Here is a 22917-nt window from a genome sequence, read left to right as displayed (position 1 = left end):
TCCTACCTTGAAATTCGTTCTTATCCGTTAGGTCTATTCTTTTCTAGTTTCACTTTTTGAAGACGCAATGCATTCAAGACAACTGATACAGAACTAAATGCCATTGCTGCTCCTGCTACCCAGGGTGCAAGTAAGCCTACCGCTGCAATCGGTATACCTAATACGTTATATCCAAACGCCCAGAATAGATTTTGTTTAATATTCCTCATTGTCTTATGACTCATGATAATAGCATCTGCTATGCTATTTAAGTCCCCTCGGATCAATGTGATATCTGCAGCCTCCATTGCAACGTCGGTTCCTGTTCCAATAGCCATACCTATATCCGCAACTGCTAATGCTGGCGCATCATTAATACCATCTCCAACCATCGCGACCTTCTTACCAGCAGCCTGTAGTTTTTTTACTTCTTCCGCTTTTCCTTCCGGAAGTACCTCGGCAATAACATGATCTATACCGACCTCTCGACCAATTGCTGTTGCTGTACGTTGGTTGTCACCTGTCATCATAATTACTTCAATATTCATATCATGTAAACGCTTGATAGCTTTCTTAGAAGTCTCTTTAACGGTATCGGCAACAGCTACTAGACCTGCATACTGCCCCTCAATACTTGCAAGCATTGCTGTTTTCCCATTAGCCTCAAGCTCCTCCATCACAGGTAATATATTCAAAATATCAACATTGTAACTATTCATGAGTTTTCGAGTACCTACAAGTATCTCTTTGTTATCAACAACTGTTTTCACTCCATATCCTGGAATTGCTTCAAAGCTTTGAACTCCCTTAAGTAATATTCCTCTGTCTTGGATACCTTTTACAATTGCTTCTGCGAGTGGATGTTCCGATTGTTTTTCAGCGGCACCGATTAAAGAAAGAAACTCTTCTTCCCCTATGCCACTTGCCACAACTATATCCGTTAGTTCTGGTTTACCATTTGTAACAGTTCCTGTTTTATCTACAATGACTGTATCGATATGATGAGTAGTTTCTAAATGCTCTCCGCCTTTAAACAAAATCCCGAACTCCGCTGCACGACCTGACCCAGCCATAATAGATGTAGGGGTAGCAAGTCCTAGCGCACATGGGCATGCAATGACAAGAACGGCAATCAGAGCTTCCAGGGCAGGCGTGACTTCACCTGGATTCACCCATATTATCCATACTAAAAAAGTGAGTATCGCAATACCAATTACAATTGGCACGAACACACCAGAGATTTTGTCAGCAAGCCTTTGAATCGGAGCTTTCGATCCTTGCGCATCCTCTACTACTTTAATAATTTGAGCAAGCGCAGTATCTCTACCAATCTTTGTAGCTTTCATTTTTAGAAAGCCATTCTTGTTAATAGTTGAACCAAATAATGCATCACCAATAGCTTTGTCCACTGGAATACTTTCGCCAGTTAGCATAGATTCATCGATAGCAGTATTTCCTTCTACAACTTCGCCATCAACTGGTATCTTTTCACCAGGCTTTACTAATATAGTATCTCCCATTACAACTTCCGCTAGAGGTATTTCTATTTCAGTTTCATTTCTAATTACTAAGGCAGTCTTAGCTTGAAGTCCCATAAGTTTTTTAATAGCTTCAGAGGACCGCCCTTTTGCTTTTGCTTCAAACAATTTACCTAATATAATAAGAGTGATTAGCACCGCACTCGTTTCAAAATATAGATTTGCTGTATGGTGTTCACCCGTAGTAATAATTGCTTGATAAACACTATAAAAATAAGCAGCGGAAGTACCCATTACTACTAAGACATCCATGTTGGCACTACCGTTTCTTAATGCTTTATATGCACTTACATAAAACTGTCTCCCAATGATAAATTGGACAGGTGTTGCCAAAGCCATCTGCACCCATGGATTCATAAGGAATTCAGGCATATATATAAATGATGTGAACGAAAAATGACCGACCATCGTCCACAATAATGGGAGAGACAAAATCGCAGAGATAATAAATTTTTTCTTTTGTTTTTGAATGGCTTGTTCTCGGTAGTCAACTGCCTGTTTTTCATCCTCTTTATTGATGGCCCCATACCCTAATTTCTCTACTCGCCCTATAATATCTGCAACTGAAATCTGAGCAGGGTTATATTCTACCGTTGCATTTTCTAGTGCCAGATTAACGTTCGCCAAGGTTACTCCCTCTAGCTTGTTAAGCCCTTTCTCAATTCTTGTAGAACATGCAGCACAGGTCATTCCCGTAATGACAAACTCTTTGTTTTCCTTGACAACACCATACCCTAAGTCTTGTATTTTCTGTTCAAAGTCTTTATTACTCAATTTTTCAGGATTGTATTTAATCAATGACTTCTCCAGTGCCAAGTTTACATTGGCTACTTCTACACCATCCATTTTATTTAACCCTTTTTCGATTCTAGTAGCACAGGCAGCACAGGTCATTCCAGTGATTTGTAAACTAGTTTCTTTTGTTTCACTACTCATTGTAACCTCTCCTTTATACCACCTGGGGGTATAATTATTTGAAAGAAAGAGAGTGCTATTTAGCACTCTACTGTCCTTACACTATATCGTAGCCTTGATCATCAATTGTTTCTTTAATTACCTCTAGTGACACTTTATCTTCTTCAAATGAAATGTCTACTTTTCCTGACTCTAAGTGAACTTTCACTTCATTTACTCCATCTAACTTCCCTACACTGTTTTCAACAGAACTAACACAGTGACCACATGACATTCCTTGTACGTTTAATGTTACTTGGTTAACCATTTAAAATTCCTCCTCTTATTTTTTCATTAATTTTTGTATGGTAACTAATAATTCATCGAGTACTTCATCATCGCCTTCTGCTAGCCTGTCGACTACGCAGCCTTTTAAATGCCCTTGTAAAAGTACTTTTGCTACACTATTTAGCGCGGACTGAGTTGCAGAAAGTTGAGTAATAATATCATCACAATAGACGTCTTTGTCTACCATGCCTTTTATCCCTCGGATCTGACCCTCAATACGATTTAACCGATTCGTTAAATCTTTTTTTATATGTTCAGGATGATGACTTTTTCTACAAGAATTATCAGAAGTGATTGTATTTTCTTCCATTACACTATCCAACTCATCAACCTCCTATACTTCTTATTCACATTGTATAGTACCTATAGGGGGTATGTAAAGTATTACGTTTTATGAATTTAGCGTAAATGTAAAAAACTAAGTGTCAGAAGAATTCCACCAATAACGGTGAGTATATTGATTGACAAAGTACTTAAATGAACATAATCTGTATATATGAATATATTATCATATAACGTTTAATAGAAATGTAAAAATAACGGAGGGATTAATATGGCGGATAATCATAACCATGCACATGGGGCAAATAAGAAAGTATTATTGATCTCATTTTTTATTATTACCACCTATATGGTTGTAGAAGCTATAGGCGGATATATGACAAATAGTCTAGCCCTACTATCAGATGCTGGACATATGTTAAGTGATTCTGTCTCACTAGGGATTGCCCTATTGGCATTTACATTTAGCGAAAAAGCAGCAGATGCTAACAATACTTACGGCTTTAAACGGTTTGAAATTCTAGCAGCGGTATTCAACGGTGTAACGTTGATATTAATTGCACTATTTATATTTTATGAAGCATTTGAACGCTTTACTAATCCACCAGTAGTCGCAACTACGGGAATGCTTGTTATTAGTAGCATCGGGTTAGCTGTCAATATTCTTGTTGCGTGGATTATGATGCGTGGCAGTGATACGAAAGATAATTTAAATATGCGCGGGGCATTTCTTCACGTGATTAGTGATATGTTAGGCTCTGTCGGTGCAATTATTGCAGCCTTATTAATCATGTTCCTTGGTTGGGGTTGGGCGGATCCATTAGCAAGTGTCATCGTTGCAGCACTAGTTTTACGCAGTGGTTACTATGTGACGAAAGCTTCTTTACATGTACTGATGGAGGGTACACCGAGAAATGTTAGTGTAAATGACGTCGTTAAGACAATTGAACAGACAAACGGAATCATAAGCGTTCATGATTTACACATTTGGTCTATTACAAGTGGTTTAAATGCTCTTTCCTGCCATGTCGTAGTCGAAGATCAATTGATGATTGTAGAAGGCGAAAAGATGCTACAGAAAATTGAGCATGATTTAGGACATAAAAATATTCAGCATGTGACGATTCAGTTTGAAACAGCTTCTCACAACTGTGATAATTCCATTTTATGTACCGCTAAAGCAGAAGGACCTGATCCACACGCACATCACCACCACTAATATAAGTGATAAACGGAGGTATGAAAAAGTATGCGAGAAGAAGTACAAACGAACCCACATGATTTGGATGAAGAAACGCTGTTTGTCGTATCCCAGACATTTAAAGCTTTAGGTGATCCAACACGTATTCGGATATTAAATTTACTTTGCTGCAAAGAGTATTCAGTAAATGATATTGCAGAGGAACTAAACTTAGGGCAGTCTACGGTATCCCATCAACTTCGGTTTTTAAAAAATTTACGTTTAGTAAAATTTCGACGTGAAGGCACAACCTTATATTATTCAAGTGCTGACGATCACATTATGAATCTGTTGCATCAAGCGATTGACCATGCAAAACATTAATAATGTAATCTCTCCAGCTAGATCTTACGGTATTATTTTTCACTTAAGAAGAACGTTATATAAAGTAAAAATACAATCCTATACATCCAAAGCTAATAGTAGAAATTAGTAATACATTGGAAGTATCCTTAATCGCTTCCATAATTACTTCTTTCACAATAATCATATAGATTGTACCCGCAGCCAAACTAATTGAAAATGACCATAAAAAAGGATTCCCGTTTCCTAATGTACTGCCAAAATAAGCTCCCAATCCTACAGGAGCTGCAACAAGTAAGGAAAATATGAACCAGGACCAAATCTTCTGACCAGCTACAAACAAAAGAGTAAATACAATTATGCCTTCCGGTATATTATGGAGGAGAATGGCTTGAAGCATTGAAAATTCTACTGCTGTATCATGTGTAGAACCCAAAACAATCCCAATCGGCAAATTGTGGAATGAAATACTGAGTAATAAGAGGATTCCTACCTTCGGAGGAAGACCCTTACGCTGATCCGCGGTTTTTCCAAGTAAGATTGTCAAAATAATATGTGCTGCTTCAAATAATAGGATTCCCACAACAAAACCAAATATGAAAGTAATCCAATTTCCTAGCTCTATTGCTTCTGGTGCAATTTCAAAACTCAATATGCCAAGAGTTAGCCCCGCACAAACACTGTAAACAAAATCTGTTTTGTTCTGGAAACCCTTCGTGCTCCAAGCTATATACCCACCTATACTAAAGCCAATCGCAGTACACAAATAACCAATAACCCAGATGAAAGACACTTAACCATCCTTATGATTTGTTTTTACTTTATATGGGTTTTCTAAGGTATTTATGAAGATCTCTAAAATTAATATTTACTTCTGAAGGGTAAATAAAAAGAACTTGAAGGTTCAAGTTCTTTTTAACTCTTGTACTTACCATACATTAAATCAATTCCCAGTTTCAGCAAAACGCTTAATTCTTTCACCAACTTCATCACGAACTCGTTGGAAGGTTGTCCACTTCTCTTCATCCGTTCCTTCTGCTTTAGCAGGGTCTTCAAAGCCCCAGTGATCACGTTTTACATGTGGTGGTGTCATTGGGCATTTATCTGCAGCATCGCCACAAAGGGTCACCACAAAATCTGCATTATTGAGTGTTTCCATATTTATCATATCTGAGGTCTGGGTAGTAATATCAATTCCGATCTCATTCATAGCTTTAACAGCTTTCGGGTTTAAACCATGTGCTTCAATGCCCGCACTTAGAACTTCCCACTCGTCACCTAAATATCTTTTTCCCCAGCCTTCTGCCATTTGGCTTCTGCACGAATTTCCAGTACATAAAAAGTAAATTGTTTTTTTAGACATAAATTAAGTACCCTCCTTTAGTTAGAACGATTTTAACGAAATGTAAAGACCTAATAAGGTAATGAATAAAATTGGAATCGTTAAGACAATACCTGTTTTAAAGTAAGTGCCCCATGATATCTTTACACCCTTTTGAGATAAAACATGAAGCCAAACTAAAGTTGCAAGAGAACCAATCGGTGTTATTTTGGGCCCTAAATCAGAACCAATCACGTTAGCATAAATAAGTGCTTCGCGAATGGTACCAGAAGTATTCGTTTCAGCAATCGCTAATGCATCAATCATTACGGTTGGCAAATTATTCATCAGGGATGACAGGAAGGCTGCAATGAAGCCCATTGACATCGTTGCTGCGAATAGACCTTGTTCTGCAGCTACCTCAATCACACTTGCTAACACACCAGTCAGTCCAGCATTCCCTAGACCGTAAACGACCACATACATGCCGATTGAGAAAAACACAATATTCCATGGCGCTCCTTTAATAACAGTTCTTGTATTAACCGCATTACTTCTTCTAGCCATTAAGATGAAGAAAATCGCTACTATTCCAGCAACTATGGAAACTGGAACTTGGATAAACTCACTACTAAAATAACCAATAACTAATAAAGCCAGTACAAACCATGAAAGATGGAACATTTTAATGTCTTTAATAGCCTCTTTTGGTTCTCTAAGTTTGGATAAATTATATGATCTAGGAATGCTTTTTCTAAAATAAAATAGTAATACACTGATAGTTGCAATCAGTGAGAATATATTAGGAATAATCATTCTTGTTGCATATTCAACAAAACCGATATGAAAGAAATCAGCTGAAACAATATTAACAAGGTTACTAACAACAAAAGGTAACGAAGTCGTATCTGCTATAAACCCACTCGCCATAATAAATGGGAAAATCATTTTTTCGTTGAAATTTAAATTACGAACCATTGCCAAAACAATTGGAGTTAATATTAACGCTGCTCCATCATTCGCAAAAAAGGCAGCAACTAAAGCACCCAACACACTTACATATATGAACATCTTAAACCCATTGCCTTTTGCAACCCTTGCCATATGTAATGCAGCCCATTCAAATAAGCCAATCTCATCTAATATTAAGGAAATAAGTATAATTGCAATAAACGATAGAGTAGCGTTCCAAGTAATGTCTACTACTTCGAGGACATCACTAAAACCAACAACTCCCACTAATAACGCTATAACGGCTCCTCCACAGGCTGACCATCCAATATTCAAACCTCTTGGCTGCCAGATTACGAAGATAAGCGTTATTATAAAAATTAATGATGCTAAAATAACTGGTGACAAAATACAAACCTCCCTTATTCACATGAGATGCGTAATCCCTGTTTTTCTAATTGTTGTAGTTTAAAATCTTGGTTTGGTAGGTGGTCCATCAAGCTCTGAACAAATGGAAGAATATCACTATCCCTATTTAAAGAATAAATAATCCATTGACTCCTTCTGGTTTCACACACTAATCCAGCTTCTTTTAACTTCTTTACGTGCTGGCTAATAGCGGGTTGACTCACTTTAAATATTTCAACGAATTCACAAACACAATAATCATGTGCCTCTAACATTTTGAGCATTGTTAACCTTGTTTTATCTCCTAACAATTTTAATATCATTGCAGCTTTCTCTATTTCAATTGTCCATAACTCCATGAGGTACCTCCTTAGATCAGTAAATGACTATTATATAAGCATCTCCTTATATAATAGTTTGCTTATGTATGAATTTCAACTGTTTTTATATGACATTAAAAAAGAAACACATCATTTCATTGTTCATGGCTTGTTTAACCATTAAAAATAAGGACACCAAACGCTATCTGATTGACACCCTATTTTTATGCAACATTGATAGTCTTCCACACGAACTATGGGGGAAAATCTTCAATTAATTTAATTGCAACGTACTAGTTACTATAATTTGTGAGCAGATAGCTAGTTGGGAAAGATGTGCTGAACGTGTTAATATGGAAATACGCCTAAATTATGGAGGTTATTTTATGAATATTGAGTGGGTATTAATTACATCTTTCATTTTATTAATCTTGGGATTATCACTTATTATTTTTGGTCAATCTAAGAAGATCCACGTTTTGAAGGTAGAGAATCAGAAACTGCGCCCCAAAGAAAACAATGATGAATTAATCGCTTTGGTTCGCGAAAAATTAAAAACTCTTGGTGTTGTTAAAACCGTGAAGTATCTAAGGGAACATAGAGGCATGTCCATGATAGATGCTAAGCAACTTGTTGATACCTTTAAAAATTAATTTACGCTAATCAGATGCAATTGCTAATATCGCCTATGGTCTGATAAAACTTAATTGCTTCGTAAGGTTAACCAGATTTTACTGGTTAACCTTATTTTAATACGATTCAATATATTAGAAGCCAGCGTTGACCTTTTAGAAGATAGGTAAAAACTTTTCTTTAGTAATGAATCTCAAAGGGTTACCTTTCTAAACACCAATAAAAAACTGGTTAGGGCAACCTAACCAGTTTTACGTCACGACAGAATATTTGAGAACTGCCAATTACCATTAAGTTGGTAACCTATATCTTTTCTCAAAGTTCTAGGGTCTCACTCACCAACCATACCGTCCTTATCAGCATCGTGCATATATGGATATATCCAATGATCACTCGTTATTGGCATACTAAAACCTGCTGCTTTTGCTTCTTTAATCGTCACCTGTCCATTACCATTTGTATCAACACTAGTAATATCGCCGCTTGTAGTTGAACTAGTTGACTCAGCAGGTTCACTACCAGTTAGACCGAGTGAGGAATTTACCTCATCAGGGTTTACATTGTCAAATTTATCAACGATTTCGTTACCCTTTACAGTATAGGTATACTGATAACTGGAAGGAATTTGCGTTTCCGTATTCGGATATGTGATAATTGCTTCGAAATTAGTAGCTCCAGCTGCTCTACGGATCACGTCTTCCATATAAGCTTGATCACCATGTCGGTTGAGCGTACTATCTTGTGGGGTAATATTATAAGCATTCGATACCCCTCCGAGAGAATCAGCAATTATATGTCCTTCATCTAAAACGTCACTTTCGACGCCAGGAACCTTTGCCTCATCACGATAGTATCTGCCAGACGATAATACAGGTTCTTTACTGTCATCTTGTAAAATGATTTGGTCCGCAATGACACGTACTAGTTGTCCGTACTCATTAGTAAATGCCCAATATTTACGGTCCCCATAACCAATATCAACAACGACTTTAGGTTCACGATGTCCAGACAAATCACCACCATCAACTTCAATAAGTTTGTATCCTGAAAAAATATCATTATTTGATTGTGCTGGTGTCTCCTTTACTTCTGGTTCATCAATAACCGTAGAGTTAGCTTCTTCTTTTTCACTATTTATATTTGTCTCAACTGTGGTTGCTTCTTGTAGGTCTGTTTCTACATCTGTAACGGATGCATCTTCTAAGTTGGTACAACCAATCATAAAGATGGTTGTTAAAAGTAAGATTATATAGCTCATTTTCTTTTTCATTTGGGACTCTCCTATAATTGCTTCATACTGTTCATTCTAAAAATCTGGGAATGTTGACTTATGGATAATAGAGAAAAGATACCTTACAGGCATCCACTTGATTCAAGTAAAGCACCAGATAGTTCGAGCGTATTTGTAAAAAGACATTAGTATTCAACAAAAAATCACCTCTCTGTTAAACTAGAGAGGTGTTTTAGCATTCTTTTATAAATTTCGATAACCTATTTTAATGTCACTGGACATCAAAATATATTACTTTAACTCTATTCAACTGTTACTGATTTAGCTAGATTTCTAGGTTTATCTACGTCGCAGTCTCTGTGCAATGCTGCATAATAGCTGATAAGTTGTAATGGAATTACGGCTACTAGTGGAGCGAAGAGCTCGTTTACTTTTGGCAGTACGTAACGATCTCCTTCTTCCTCATGGCCTTCCATTGCAATAATACATGGGTTAGCGCCACGTGCAACTACTTCTTTCACATTACCACGAATATTAAGGCTTACTGCTTTTTGTGTAGCTAGAGCGATGATTGGTGTACCGTCTTCAATAAGAGCGATAGTACCATGTTTTAGCTCTCCTCCAGCAAATCCTTCTGCTTGGATATATGAAATTTCTTTAAGTTTTAATGCACCTTCTTGGCTTACGTAGAAATCTACGTTACGACCAATGAAAAATGCATTTCTAGTAGTAGCTAAAAACTCTTTCGCGATTTCTTCCATTTCTTCTTTAGAATCTACAATTGCTTGAACAGCATTGGCTACAATTCCTAATTCTTTTACAGCATCATAGTCTAATGTTTTCCCTTGAGCAAGTGCGTATACAGAAGCCGTTACCATTAAAACAGCAACCTGTGCAACATATGCTTTAGTGGAAGCCACAGCAATCTCCGGACCAGCATGAAGTAAAAGTGTGTGATCTGCTTCACGGGAAAGAGTAGAACCTGGTACGTTAGTCATCGTGATCGTTGGGTAACCTAATTTTTTAATCTTTACAAGAACTTGTCTGCTATCCGCAGTTTCTCCTGATTGTGTTAGGAACATGAAGATTGGTTTTTCAGAAAGTAGTGGCATATTATAACCGAATTCACTAGAAATATGAACCTCTACTGGTATACCTGCAATTTTTTCAAAGTATTCTTTTCCGATTAACCCACCATGATAGCTCGTTCCTGCCGCAATAATGTACAGGCGGTCAGCGTCTTGCAGTGCTTTTAAAATAGCAGGATCAATTTCAAGTTCCCCTTGCTCATTTTGATAAGCTTGAATAATTTTACGAATAACAGCTGGCTGCTCATCGATTTCTTTTAACATATAGTGAGGATATGTTCCTTTTTCAATATCGCTCATATCTAGTTCTGCTTTATATGGTGCACGTTCAACTTTTGTGCCTTCCAATGTTTGAATTTCTACAGAATCTTTGCGTACGATTACGATTTCTTGATCATGAAGTTCCACATATTGCTCAGTTACTTGAAGCATCGCCATTGCATCCGAAGCTACAACATTGAATCCTTCTCCAACACCAACTAGTAATGGTGATTTGTTTTTTGCTACATAAATAGTGTCTTCGTCTTCATTATCCAGTAAAGCAAGTGCGTACGAACCATGTATTAAATGCAATGTTTTGCGAAGTGCATCAACTGTAGATAATCCGTCTTTAGAAAAACGCTCTATAAGTTGTACAATTACTTCTGTATCTGTCTCAGAAGCCATTTCCACGTCCGATAAATAAGCTTTTTTCATCAAATGATAGTTTTCAATTACTCCATTATGCACTAATGTGAAGCGTTTAGTTGTACTTTGATGAGGATGTGCATTTTCATGGTTTGGTACTCCGTGAGTTGCCCAGCGAGTATGACCAATTCCAATAGTTGCCGCTACTTCTGTATCTACTACGCCACGTAAATCCGCAATTCGACCTTTTTCTTTAAATACCATAACTCCATCTTCGTTAAGCACAGCAATACCTGCTGAATCATAACCGCGGTATTCTAACTTCTCTAACCCTTTTAATAAAATTTCTTTTGCATCTATTTCTCCAATATATCCAACAATTCCACACATAATTTAAATTCCTCCGTTTACATTCATGTCAAAATAAGCTCCCTACACAAGGCGTGTAGTAGCCAATTAAGCAAAGAATGCCTTCTATTCCACCTGTCATTCGATCACTCGAATGTTTTATGAAAAAGAATAACAACCGGGCAAATACGGTCGGGAGGCATCCGCCGAAATTTCGATAACCTCCACCTCGTCTGCTGAAGATGATTTTCCGTCCAATTTCTTCAGCTCTGGCGCTATAATTGTTTTCTATATTTTACGCGTTACCTGTCCTCCACTTCTACGCGGTTACTAATACTAGATTAGCAACTTCTACATTATATATGTTCATAGTATGCTCGTCAATTTAATGGGTGTAGGGGACTTTAACCGACTAAAAGAGCCATTACTATGGTAATGGCTCTTTTAACACAAGATAATCTCTTACCATGCTGCAATTGAACCATCCGTACGAGACTCTGTTCCTCCTTGTAGAACCCCAGTTTCAGCATTACGCCAAATAATCTGACCTCTGCCGAATGTCCCACCGTCCGAAGCAATCTGAACTTGATGCCCTTTTCCTATTAGACTTTGTACAAGATAGCTAGGGAATTCTGGTTCTACATGAATTACTTTCCCTTTTATCCACTGCCAACGAGGCATATCTAATGTAGCCTGTGGGTTTAGCATATAGTCTACTGTATTCGTCACAACCTGGAAATGCCCTTGTGGCTGCATATATCCACCCATTACTCCGAAAGGTCCTACCGCCTTCCCATTTTTGCTTAAGAAGCCTGGAATAATAGTATGTAATGTTCTTTTCCCGGGCTTTAATATATTTGGGTGCGCGACATCTAAAGAGAAGTCATGCCCTCTATTTTGCAAAGCGATTCCTGTATTCGGAATAACTATCCCTGATCCAAATCCCATATAGTTACTTTGGATGTAAGAAACCATATTACCTTCTTCATCTGCTGTCGCTAAATATACCGTTCCGCCTTTAGGGATGTCATAGATTTCTGGATTGCCAGCTTCTTCGTTTATTACGTTGGATCTTTTATTTGCGTATTCCTCTGATAATAATTGTTCTACGCTTATCGGCATTTCCGCAGACTCCGTTATAAAAGCTAACCCATCTGTGAAAGCTAACTTCATCGCTTCTATTTGATGGTGGAGAGTTTCCTTACTTTGCCATCTCGGTTCCCCTAAGTGCTTGTATATATTCAGTGCCATTAATGCAACCATTCCTTGTCCATTTGGCGGGATTTCCCAAACATCATAACTCTTATAGTTGACCGAAATAGGCTCTACCCACTCCACCTTGTATGTACGAAGATCTTCTTTCGATAAATAGCCTCCATGTTTTTTCATAAACGTATCGATTTTGTCGGCAGTTTCCCCCTCATAAAAGTCACGGGCATTCGTTTCTCCTATCGCTCGAAGTGAACGTGCGTGATTAGGAGAGTTCCACATCTCGCCTATTTCTGGAGCTCGTCCATTTGGTGCAAAGGTTTCAAACCAAGCATTAAATTCCTCTGAAGTAAATGTAGTTTTATATTTATCATAGGCTAGTTTCCAGTATTTTCCCAGGATTGGAGTTAACGGGTATCCTTCTTCTGCGTATTGAATAGCAGGTTCTAAAACTTCTTGGAGCGAGAGTTTACCAAATCTTTCTGATAAGGCAGCCCAAGCAGCAGGAACTCCTGGGACGGTCACAGGAATCACACCGTGAACAGGCATTTCATCATACCCTTTTTCTCTTATCGCTTCTGGGGATATCGACTGCGGTGCAGGACCAGATGCGTTTAAACCGTAGAGCTTATCTTTTGTCCATACTAATGCAAAAGCGTCTCCGCCAATTCCGTTAGAGGTCGGTTCTACAACGGTAAGTGCTGCTGCCGTAGCAATTGCCGCATCAATTGCATTACCACCTTTTTTTAAGATATCTAATCCTGCCTGAGCAGCTAAAGGCTGTGAAGTTGCTACCATACCCTTTTTAGCAAATACCGTATGACGCTTTCCTTGAAACGGGTGATGTAAATAATCCATATGAACTCCCCCTCATACCTTTATACCGATATGATTTAATTCCTTAAGTATAATGAAAGAAACGCCTAAAATAAATAAGAATATTCTATCAATTAAAAGAGCATCTTCCAATAAAAGAAGATGCTCTTAATAATTTTATATAGTTTATATTACTATAATTAACCTAACAGCTTAACGATTTCTCTATTAAACGCTGGAATATCGTCTGGTGTACGGCTTGTTACCAATTGATTTTGACAAACGAATACTTCTTCGTCATGGAATTTTACACCGGCATTTTCTAAGTCCACTTTGATCGACTTATATCCTGTCGCATCTCTACCATCTAACGTCTTCGCAGTGATGAGTAATTGTGGACCATGACAAATTGCAAACACTGGTTTTTTCTCATCCATAAAATACTTCGCAAATTGAACAAAACGATCATCTGCTCGTAAAATATCTGGTGAAAATCCTCCAGGTATAAATAATGCGTCAAAGTCTTCAGGTTTTACTTCGTCAATGCCATAATCGATTTTCACCGTAGCTTCGCCGTTTTTCCCTGTTACCTCTTTACCTGCTTCTTTTTCAATTGCAAATACCTCATGTCCTGCATCGTTTAGTGCTTGTGCTGGACCTGTGTATTCTACGTCCTCAAACATATTTGTGATTAATGTTGCTACTTTAGCCATTTCCTCACTCCTTAATTGTTTGTACACTCTTACTATTCCACTAAACTTTACCTGATAAACATAAAATTTTTTAGCGTAACTTTTTCATTTCCTGAGCCACTTGATGGGCTTCAGGTGAAGTTTCTTGATGAAGCTGCGTTATGATGTTGGCATAATCTCTGTCATTTCGATTCTGGCTCATTTTATAGGCTGCTTGAATGTCTGTAACGGTAAGTTTGAATCCAACTATACCTTTCAATTCCCGTTCAAGAAGCTCAGGTGATAGTGTCTCCCACAATACCGGATGTTGTCGATGATGCTCATATACGTGTAGAAGCGTCTTCAAATCGTCTATTAGTTCCTCTTGCGTTTGGAGACTAACATTCCCATACACATGAACGGACTGATAGTTCCATGTCGGGACTTGCTGCTCTTCATACCATGAAGAAGAAATGTAGGAATGAGGTCCCTGAAAAATTATCAAGGATTCCTGCTCCTCATTAAGCGTGCGCCACTGTCGGTTACCATATGCCAAATGCCCACTTACCACAATTTCTTCTCCTTCGCGTTTAACCATTACAGGAATATGCGTTGCTACTGGTCTCCCTTTATCTGTTGTAACCAATGTTGCAAACGTGTGTTGCTTAAGAAAGGACCAAATTTCTTTCTCGTCATCTACCTTAAATCGTTTAGGAATATACATAGTTACCTCCTTTATTTGTCTATGGTCTTTTAGAAACTCACTCACTTTTATTCAAAATATCATAAAATCCCTAACTCTTCGAAAAGAGAAAGGGATCGATATTAGTAATTTACATAGCTCGCAGAGGTTGAAATGTGATTCTTTACACTTATTCTTCAAGTCCCATTTCAGCTTTTACAACTTCTACGATGCGGTTTACGTAGGTTTCGCATTCCTGTTCAGTTGCTGCTTCTACCATTACGCGAACCAATGGCTCCGTACCCGACGGACGTACAAGGACACGACCATTTCCAGCCATTTCACTTTCTACTTCACTAATAATAGCTGCTACTTTTTCATTTTCTGTTACAGCATGCTTATCTGTCACTCGAACATTTATAAGTTTTTGTGGATAGATTGTCATTTCAGCAGCAAGCTCGGAAAGTTTTTTCCCTGTTACCTTCATAATATTCACGAGCTGTAACCCAGTCAACAAACCGTCACCTGTAGTATTATAGTCAAGGAAAACGATATGTCCTGACTGCTCCCCACCTAGGTTATAGCCATTCTTTTTCATTTCTTCTACTACATATCTATCTCCAACCGCTGTTTTTACACTAGTCATATCATGTGTTTCTAATGCTTTATAGAAGCCCATATTACTCATCACTGTGGAAACAACTGTCCCGTTATTTAAACGTCCATTTGCATGAAGATGTTTGGCACAAATATACATAATTTGGTCACCATCTACAATTTGTCCTTTTTCATCTACTGCAATTAGACGATCTCCATCCCCATCAAAAGCAAGCCCTACATCTGCTCCTTTTTCTAGAACAAACTTCGCTAAGTTTTCTGGATGCGTAGAACCAACACCATCATTAATATTCAACCCATTTGGTGAAGAACCCATTGTAGATAGATCAGCATCTAAATCAGCAAATACATGTGTTCCAAGAGACGATGTTGAACCATTTGCACAGTCAAGAGCTACATGAATTCCTACAAATTCCTCATCTATTGATTGTTTCAAGTAATGAATATACTTTTGACCACCCTCGAAGTAATCAGATACAGAACCAACATCTGCCCCAGTTGGACGTGGTAATTCATCTATATCTTGGTCTAAAAGCTGCTCAATTTCTTCCTCTTGTCCATCAGATAATTTAAATCCATCCGACCCAAAGAATTTTATACCATTATCTGCCATAGGATTATGAGATGCAGAGATCATTACTCCGGCACTTGCACTCATAGCTCTCGTTAAATAAGCTACAGCTGGTGTACTAACAACACCTAGACGCATTACTTCAACCCCAACAGATAATAGACCAGCAACTAGTGCTCCCTCTAGCATATGACCAGATATACGAGTATCTCGACCAATTAACACTTTTGGACGATCTGTTACATCTTTCGTTAGTATATAACCACCAACTCTACCTAATTTAAATGCAAGTTCTGGTGTTAGCTCTGAGTTTGCTACTCCTCTAACTCCATCTGTACCAAAATATTTTCCCATTTATACTCTCTCCTTAAAATCCTGTTGTACTATCTATAAAGATTCTTTAACTGTTAGGACTGCTTCTTGTTCAGAAGTTTGCCATTCTACATCAGAAGAACCCTCTACTTGTATAGGGAGAGTACTTTCTCCGACTTCGGAATTAGTTGCTTCTACATATACAGATAGATTATTTAATTGAAGCTTATTTAAGGCCTCTGTTGTCCCTTTAGCAACGACTGTCACGATGCCATCCGTAGGTTTTTCAAAAAAACTTATCAGTTGCTCAGGTAAGCCTCTTACGGTTATAGGTACTTGCTCAAATGACTTTTCTGAAATAGTAGAAACAGGTTCTTCCTGTTCCACCGTTTCTTCTGAATCAGGGTCATTCACAACCGTAACATCGCCAGTAATCTCTATTACCTCTTTTGACAGTTTTGTAACCCCTTCTGGTAAAGCTAATTTCATATCAAAGCTACCAGACTTCTCTATTTTACTTAGATCTACATCAACATTTAGTTGATCTATTTTATCAAGGACTGCTTTTGGTCCATATAATCGAATTGAATCTGTCTTTGTAGTGAGCTCATTTATGGTGACCCCTTCTTTGGGATTACCTTGTTTTACTAGAGCTAACGGTACCACTTTACTATACTCTTCTATTTTCACACTTACGTGAACAGAGCTTGGTTCAACGATAACGTCTAACTTATTTAAGTCAAGATCGAGTACTTTGACTGTTGTATCCTGTTCAAAGGACTTATTCATGCCTTGATCTCCTGCGACAGTTGCTTTTACATAACCTATGCTATTGATAACACTTTTTGCTCCAGTAATGGTTACTTTTTGTGGTTTTACTTCGTAGGACTTCACTACATAGTTTTCAGCCAACAGTCCTTCATTCATATCTGTTTCAACATTAAACTCTCGAGAAATACGCTCTTCAATCACTACATCTACATATTGAGGATCTGTTCGCACATTTAGCTTTTCTATGAAGTTTTCAGTTGAAACCGGAACTCGATGAGTACCTATAGTTAGTTCCCGAAGATCTACAAAAACTTTAAAATCTTTCATCAACTTAGCCGATAATACTAAGTTTTTAGGACCTTCAACATTTACGTTGACGGTCTTTGGTGGACCAGTTACAACCAGGTTTTCATGGTCATAATAAACTTCTAGAGGGATATCACGAATGACATCAACGTCATTACCACTTGCATTCTTATTATCGCTTTCTAATTCACTTCTCACACTTATAAAAAGTGCGATTGCTAATATTAGTGCAGTTATCCGCAAGAACCATGGATTATTCATCATTTTATCCATTTTGTTTCCCCCTCCATAACCATTTAGAAGAAGTTACTTGCTCTTCCACTGGAAACCAAAGGCGAGTTAAATGGGTCTCAAATTCCTCTAACGATAAATCTCTTCGTAAATCTCCATTGGAGGTTAAACTAATCGCCCCAGTTTCTTCTGAAACAACAATCGTTATCGCATCTGTCACTTCACTTAAACCAATTGCAGCTCGATGCCTCGTACCTAATTCTTTCGATATGAAAGGACTTTCAGACAAAGGCAAATAGGATGCTGCTGAAGCAATTTTATCTTTTTTTATAATAACGGCCCCATCATGAAGTGGCGTATTTGGAATGAATATATTAATAAGAAGCTCTGATGTGATATAAGAGTTTAACGGAATACCCGTTTCTATATAATCGGTCAAACCAGTTTCTCTCTCTATGGAGATGAGGGCACCAATTCTTCTCTTTGCCATATAACTAATCGATTTCGTCATGGCTGTTATGAGTCGACCTTGTTCTTCTTCCAGCTGCATGGTGCTTCTAGAGAATAACTTCCCTCTACCGATCTGTTCAAGTGCTCTTCTTATTTCCGGTTGGAAAATAATAATAATAGCTAAGAATCCAAACTCAATTACTCGATCCAATAACCAGTCAAGCGTATTTAAGCCGAAAAAGTCCGTCACAACTCTTGCAATAACAATCACAAAAATTCCTTTTAACAATTGAACTGCTTTAGTTCCTTTAATCAAGGTAATAACCTTATAAATAACAAACCATACAAATAAAACATCCAAAATATTTACAATAACGTTTACTGGCATAAGGTCTGTAAATTGCTCCATAAACGACATGTGGCATCCCCCACTTTTCCTCACTAATCCATTCTAAATAAGTATAACATAATTACGATAATCCCTCGCTTTTGGAACACAAAAAGTCTATCCAATAATATTTATGGATAGACTTTCATTTCTATTTGTCCTCTTTTTCAAAGAATGACACAACATTCTTCGCACCGTCTTTAATGTGGAACCATAGCCAGTCAAATACTTCATTGATTTCTTCACTAGTTCCGGTAACATTCGCAGTAGAAGCCATATATGCAGTTCCATTGATAATCGTTAAGTTTCCATCTAATTCTCCGTCAATCTGAACATCCCCGTTTCGAACAACCAGATCTCCCTTAACGACTTGTCCTTCAGGTATAATAACTGTTTCTCCTTCTACAAGAACGTTTTCTTGCTTAGTAAAGGAAAATTGTTGCTCATCATTAAAGTTCGTAAAAAGTGCACTACTCATCAATAATAAGAACATTGCAGCAGCTGCAAGAACTGGATGACGTCGCAACCATTTACTAACCCCTGCAGAAGATTTTTCTTTCGGCAATCTAGCTATAACCGAATGATTGAAATCATTTGGTGCCTCTATGTGAGCAGCTCCTTTGACGAAAGCAACAACATCGCTTAACTCATGCATATGAGCCTGGCAAGCTTCGCATGATTGCAAATGAGATTTAAGTTCCAGCTCATGTTCACGGCTGATTTCACCATCTAAATATTCGTGCATAAAGTGAACAATTCGTTCTGGACACGCATTCATCTTGATTCCCTCCTATATTATATATGAGGCTGTCTGCTTAACTGTTTTCTAAGCGCTTCTCGTCCTCTATGAATCCTTGTTTTAACTGTTCCAAGTGGCAAATCTAATATCTCGCTTATTTCTTGCAAAGATAATTCTTCCATATACTTTAATACAATAGCCGATCTATATTTATCGGGAAGTCTACTAATTTCATACTGTATACGCTCCTGTAGTTCCAGTTTCATGAGTTCTTCTTCTGGAAGTTCATCAGAGGCTGCAATTTGAGAATACATATCAAGGCCTTCTGTACCTCTTACTTCTGCATCTAAATAGTAATCCGGCTTTTTTTTACGAATACGATCAATACATAAATTAGTAGCAATTCTATACAGCCAAGTTGAAAATTTTCTTTTTTGATCGAACGTATGAATATTGATGAAAGCACGGACAAACGCCTCTTGAGCTATATCTTCTGCTTCATGACGGTTCCCAAGCATCCTAAAGCACACTTGAAATAGTCTATGCTGATACAGGTCGACAATCTCCGCGAATGCGTCTTTATCACCCTTTAATACTTGTTTTATTCGTTTATTCACTAACGCATCCATCGTGATATCTCGCCTCCGCCCCATGCGGCTGTCTTACCTTTACGTATGAAGGTATCCACAGGTTTCATTTATTTATAATATCTTAATATTATCAAACTTTTCCAACTTTGTCTGGATTATCAAAAAGAAAAAGCAGACAACATGTCCGCTTTTTCTTTTCAGCTATTTAACTTATCTATGAATAATGTCGGTCCCTATATACCCTTCTTAAATAAGGCTTTCTCCTAATAGTGATCCCATTAGTCCTACTGCTACATCAGCTGTTTTATTTTTTTCATCCAAAATTGGATTTACTTCTACGAATTCAGCAGAAGTGATCATATTTGAAGCATAGAGCATTTCCATTGCTAAATGACTTTCTCGATATGAGATCCCACCAGCCACGGGAGTTCCTACGCCGGGTGTATATAGTGGATCTAGACCATCTAAATCGAGTGAAAGATGCACTCCATCAACCTTACGATCCACAAAATACTGAATGGCTTGTGTCATTACTTCAGACATTCCAAGCTTGTCAATTTCATGCATAGAAAATACTTTAATACCTTTTTCTTTGATCAGTTCACGTTCTCCTGGATCTACCGAACGAGCACCTATAATAACAACATTCTCTGGTTTAATCTTCGGTGCAAAATCTCGAATATTCACTAACTCCTCATGTCCTAATCCAATACTTACTGCAAGTGGCATCCCATGAATATTACCAGTCGGCGATGTTTCAGCAGTATTTAAATCGGCATGTGCATCATACCAAATAACTCCCAAGTTTTCATAGCGATCTGCCAATCCAGCAAGTGTTCCTATAGCAATACTATGATCCCCGCCAAGGACTATTGGAAAATTGCCTTCCCCAATAATATCGTGAACTCGGTTAGCAAGTATTGTATTAGCTGCAACCACTTCTTCTAGATTACGTAATTTCGTATTTTGAGATGTCTCTCTTCTACCTATTGCAATGTCCCCTACATCATCTACAGAGTGACCAAGCTCTTGAAGTCTCTCCACTACCCCAGCATATCGTATAGCACTCGGTCCCATATCGACACCTCGTCTATTTTGCCCTAGATCCATTGGGACCCCGATAATTGATATATTTAATTTATTCATAATTTTATGCCCCCTTTAGTTCTTACATCTATTGTAAATGCTAGAGGGTGTTTGGCTCAACCAAGCATAATTACGAATATTTATTCATTAATTGAACTAGCTTGTATTTCACTTCCGACCATTCGCTATCTATAATAGAGTAGACAACCGCATTTCGAACAAAACCGTTAGATCGTATCCGTTCATTTCGCAGTATACCCTCTTTTACACCGCCAATTCGTTCAATTGCCCTTTGAGAAGATACATTTAACTCATCTGTTTTAAACTGAACACGAATTGTCCCCATTTGCTCAAAGCAATACTTTAACAATAAATATTTACACGTCGTATTTACGTGTGTACGCTGATACTGTTTCCCATAGTAAGTAGAGCCTATCTCGCAACTATAATTTGTCTGGTCTATTCCATAAATACGAGTGGTACCCATAATTTCTTTTGTTTCTGTATTTTCTACTACAAATGCAAGAGCAGTTCCCTCTACATTCATTTGGTGAATGCCAACTGCCAACCACTTTTCTAGCTGTTGCTTGTTTTCTATTTTATTTAACATAAATTCAAAAATTTTGGGTTCATACAGTTCCCACAATGCTCCACTATCTGAAGTTAGTAATGGACGTAAGGTTACATCCCCATAGGTTAGTGTCTCAGTCAAATTGTACACCTCGCTTTTTATTTCATCATAAAGGAAAATGCACTATATTGAAAAGTATTTTCACCCACAAAAAAACTCTCTCAACTTTAGGTTGAAAGAGTTTTACTATATTTATGGAGCCTAGCGGGATCGAACCGCTGACCTCCTGCGTGCAAGGCAGGCGCTCTCCCAGCTGAGCTAAGGCCCCAATACAATTTGAAAAAGTTGGCTGGGGTACCTGGATTCGAACCAGGGCATGATGGAATCAAAATCCATTGCCTTACCGCTTGGCTATACCCCATTAAACTGGTGGAGGGGGACGGATTCGAACCGCCGAACCCTAAGGAGCGGATTTACAGTCCGCCGCGTTTAGCCACTTCGCTACCCCTCCAAAGCTAAATTTAAATATTATGGTGGAGGATGACGGGCTCGAACCGCCGACCCTCTGCTTGTAAGGCAGATGCTCTCCCAGCTGAGCTAATCCTCCTGGGTTTTATAGGAAAAACTATTATACATTCTGTTGAAAGTATTTTCTTATTTAAATGAAAACCAGACAAGAACTATAATATCATATATCTGACATTAGGACAAGTTTTTTCCTTAAAATAAATTAATGGGAAGCTTCCAACCGGATTTGAACCGGTGACCTCTTCCTTACCATGGAAGCACTCTACCTACTGAGCTATGGAAGCAAAACAAAAAAATGGCTCCGAAGGTAGGACTCGAACCTACGACCAATCGATTAACAGTCGATTGCTCTACCACTGAGCTACTTCGGAACGTTTAATTATTTTAAAGTACAAGTATAATTATAGCAACTCTATTTAAAATTTCAAGCCTGTATTAAAAGTATATTTCAACAACTTATGTTGCTCTAAAATATATCTTTGACTAGCATATATTTAGATTTTTTTATGTTAATAAAACAGGAATTTATAAATTTTAATCGTTTGTATTCACTAATAGTTACCTAAGAAAAACACGAAAAGTCGTTGTCGACTCTACCAATAATGTTTTTCTTTGCACGCATTAAAGTATTCGTAAGCGACAATCGTTCGCTTCTCACGTATACCTATGCTCCTAGCCCTCTCTATTTTCTCAGTAACTGTCTGCAGCTTATTTTAATTCTGTAAACAAAAAGAAGTCGTTACCGATTTTACTCGGTAACGACTTCTTTGTGGTGCCCAGCGACGTCCTACTCTCACAGGGGGAAACCCCCAACTACCATCGGCGCTGAAGAGCTTAACTTCCGTGTTCGGTATGGGAACGGGTGTG

The 22917-nt window shown here is 37.9% G+C and carries 22 protein-coding genes, 6 tRNA genes and 1 rRNA gene; 3 read left to right on the top strand and 26 right to left on the bottom strand.

Features of this window, described 5'->3' with window-relative positions; translation table 11 throughout:
* Window positions 1-20: 20 nt before the first annotated feature.
* From BM260_RS10835 to BM260_RS10825, 3 genes are all read right to left on the bottom strand, one after another.
* A complete protein-coding gene (locus BM260_RS10835) occupies window positions 21-2453 on the bottom strand; it encodes a heavy metal translocating P-type ATPase (protein ID WP_093537372.1) in 2433 nt (810 codons plus the stop codon).
* A 76-nt stretch (window positions 2454-2529) separates the two neighbouring features.
* Window positions 2530-2739, bottom strand: coding sequence for a copper chaperone CopZ (gene copZ / locus BM260_RS10830; RefSeq protein WP_093537371.1), 210 nt, complete (start codon window positions 2737-2739; stop codon window positions 2530-2532).
* A 15-nt stretch (window positions 2740-2754) separates the two neighbouring features.
* Window positions 2755-3069 (bottom strand): metal-sensing transcriptional repressor, encoded by a 315-nt coding sequence (locus tag BM260_RS10825; RefSeq protein ID WP_093537587.1) that lies wholly within the window; start codon window positions 3067-3069, stop codon window positions 2755-2757.
* Window positions 3070-3312: 243 nt separating this feature from the next.
* On the opposite strand from BM260_RS10825, the gene BM260_RS10820 reads away from it, so the two are divergent.
* Window positions 3313-4260 carry a cation diffusion facilitator family transporter gene (locus tag BM260_RS10820; protein ID WP_093537370.1) on the top strand — a complete coding sequence of 316 codons (948 nt, stop codon included), beginning with the start codon at window positions 3313-3315 and terminating at the stop codon, window positions 4258-4260.
* Window positions 4261-4290: 30 nt separating this feature from the next.
* Window positions 4291-4605: an ArsR/SmtB family transcription factor gene (locus tag BM260_RS10815; protein WP_093537369.1), complete on the top strand. Its 315-nt coding sequence runs from the start codon at window positions 4291-4293 to the stop codon at window positions 4603-4605.
* Window positions 4606-4660: 55 nt separating this feature from the next.
* On the opposite strand, the gene BM260_RS10810 is transcribed toward BM260_RS10815, so the two are convergent.
* From BM260_RS10810 to BM260_RS10795, 4 genes are all read right to left on the bottom strand, one after another.
* Complete coding sequence (locus tag BM260_RS10810) at window positions 4661-5377, bottom strand: ZIP family metal transporter (RefSeq protein ID WP_093537368.1); 717 nt, start codon at window positions 5375-5377, stop codon at window positions 4661-4663.
* 150 nt (window positions 5378-5527) lie between these two features.
* Entirely contained in the window at window positions 5528-5947 is a 420-nt protein-coding gene (gene arsC / locus BM260_RS10805; RefSeq protein WP_093537367.1) for an arsenate reductase (thioredoxin), read from the bottom strand.
* Window positions 5948-5968: 21 nt separating this feature from the next.
* Entirely contained in the window at window positions 5969-7264 is a 1296-nt protein-coding gene (locus BM260_RS10800; protein WP_093537366.1) for an arsenic transporter, read from the bottom strand.
* A 14-nt stretch (window positions 7265-7278) separates the two neighbouring features.
* Complete coding sequence (locus tag BM260_RS10795; RefSeq protein ID WP_093537365.1) at window positions 7279-7623, bottom strand: ArsR/SmtB family transcription factor; 345 nt, start codon at window positions 7621-7623, stop codon at window positions 7279-7281.
* 347 nt (window positions 7624-7970) lie between these two features.
* Here BM260_RS10795 and BM260_RS10790 point away from each other — a divergent pair, with 347 nt between their 5' ends.
* A complete protein-coding gene (locus BM260_RS10790; RefSeq protein ID WP_093537364.1) occupies window positions 7971-8237 on the top strand; it encodes a hypothetical protein in 267 nt (88 codons plus the stop codon).
* Window positions 8238-8548: 311 nt separating this feature from the next.
* Here the strand turns inward: BM260_RS10790 and BM260_RS10785 are convergent, their stop codons facing one another.
* From BM260_RS10785 to rrf, 19 genes are all read right to left on the bottom strand, one after another.
* The gene (locus BM260_RS10785) at window positions 8549-9487 is read right to left on the bottom strand and encodes a DNA/RNA non-specific endonuclease (RefSeq protein ID WP_093537363.1); all 939 of its coding nucleotides are present in this window, start codon (window positions 9485-9487) and stop codon (window positions 8549-8551) included.
* Window positions 9488-9750: 263 nt separating this feature from the next.
* On the bottom strand, window positions 9751-11553 hold the full coding sequence (glmS, locus tag BM260_RS10780; protein ID WP_093537362.1) for a glutamine--fructose-6-phosphate transaminase (isomerizing): 1803 nt from the start codon (window positions 11551-11553) through the stop codon (window positions 9751-9753).
* Between the two features lie 420 nt (window positions 11554-11973).
* On the bottom strand, window positions 11974-13578 hold the full coding sequence (locus BM260_RS10775; RefSeq protein ID WP_093537361.1) for a gamma-glutamyltransferase family protein: 1605 nt from the start codon (window positions 13576-13578) through the stop codon (window positions 11974-11976).
* 158 nt (window positions 13579-13736) lie between these two features.
* A complete protein-coding gene (locus tag BM260_RS10770; RefSeq protein ID WP_093537360.1) occupies window positions 13737-14249 on the bottom strand; it encodes a type 1 glutamine amidotransferase domain-containing protein in 513 nt (170 codons plus the stop codon).
* Between the two features lie 70 nt (window positions 14250-14319).
* On the bottom strand, window positions 14320-14931 hold the full coding sequence (locus BM260_RS10765) for an FMN-binding negative transcriptional regulator (RefSeq protein WP_093537359.1): 612 nt from the start codon (window positions 14929-14931) through the stop codon (window positions 14320-14322).
* 148 nt (window positions 14932-15079) lie between these two features.
* The gene (gene glmM / locus BM260_RS10760; protein ID WP_093537358.1) at window positions 15080-16432 is read right to left on the bottom strand and encodes a phosphoglucosamine mutase; all 1353 of its coding nucleotides are present in this window, start codon (window positions 16430-16432) and stop codon (window positions 15080-15082) included.
* Between the two features lie 33 nt (window positions 16433-16465).
* Complete coding sequence (locus BM260_RS10755) at window positions 16466-17740, bottom strand: CdaR family protein (protein WP_093537357.1); 1275 nt, start codon at window positions 17738-17740, stop codon at window positions 16466-16468.
* A complete protein-coding gene (gene cdaA / locus BM260_RS10750; RefSeq protein ID WP_093537356.1) occupies window positions 17733-18566 on the bottom strand; it encodes a diadenylate cyclase CdaA in 834 nt (277 codons plus the stop codon). The genes BM260_RS10755 and cdaA overlap by 8 nt, the downstream gene beginning before the upstream one ends.
* 121 nt (window positions 18567-18687) lie before the next feature.
* Complete coding sequence (locus BM260_RS10745) at window positions 18688-19314, bottom strand: zf-HC2 domain-containing protein (protein ID WP_093537355.1); 627 nt, start codon at window positions 19312-19314, stop codon at window positions 18688-18690.
* A 17-nt stretch (window positions 19315-19331) separates the two neighbouring features.
* Entirely contained in the window at window positions 19332-19904 is a 573-nt protein-coding gene (gene sigW / locus BM260_RS10740; RefSeq protein ID WP_093537354.1) for an RNA polymerase sigma factor SigW, read from the bottom strand.
* Window positions 19905-20111: 207 nt separating this feature from the next.
* Entirely contained in the window at window positions 20112-21011 is a 900-nt protein-coding gene (rocF, locus tag BM260_RS10735; RefSeq protein ID WP_093537353.1) for an arginase, read from the bottom strand.
* A gap of 70 nt (window positions 21012-21081) precedes the next feature.
* A complete protein-coding gene (locus BM260_RS10730; RefSeq protein WP_245762702.1) occupies window positions 21082-21672 on the bottom strand; it encodes a GNAT family N-acetyltransferase in 591 nt (196 codons plus the stop codon).
* Window positions 21673-21777: 105 nt separating this feature from the next.
* A tRNA-Ala gene (locus tag BM260_RS10725) sits at window positions 21778-21850 on the bottom strand.
* An 18-nt stretch (window positions 21851-21868) separates the two neighbouring features.
* Window positions 21869-21943: transfer RNA gene (locus BM260_RS10720), tRNA-Gln, on the bottom strand.
* Window positions 21944-21949: 6 nt separating this feature from the next.
* A tRNA-Tyr gene (locus BM260_RS10715) sits at window positions 21950-22033 on the bottom strand.
* Window positions 22034-22053: 20 nt separating this feature from the next.
* Window positions 22054-22129, bottom strand: a tRNA-Val gene (locus BM260_RS10710).
* A 132-nt stretch (window positions 22130-22261) separates the two neighbouring features.
* Window positions 22262-22334: transfer RNA gene (locus tag BM260_RS10705), tRNA-Thr, on the bottom strand.
* A gap of 12 nt (window positions 22335-22346) precedes the next feature.
* Window positions 22347-22421: transfer RNA gene (locus BM260_RS10700), tRNA-Asn, on the bottom strand.
* A gap of 403 nt (window positions 22422-22824) precedes the next feature.
* Window positions 22825-22917: ribosomal RNA gene (gene rrf / locus BM260_RS10695) — 5S ribosomal RNA — on the bottom strand; the annotation flags it as partial.

The sequence above is a fragment of the Psychrobacillus psychrotolerans genome (assembly GCF_900115805.1).
Lineage (GTDB): Bacteria > Bacillota > Bacilli > Bacillales_A > Planococcaceae > Psychrobacillus > Psychrobacillus psychrotolerans.
This window is presented reverse-complemented; position numbering and strand designations above follow the sequence as displayed.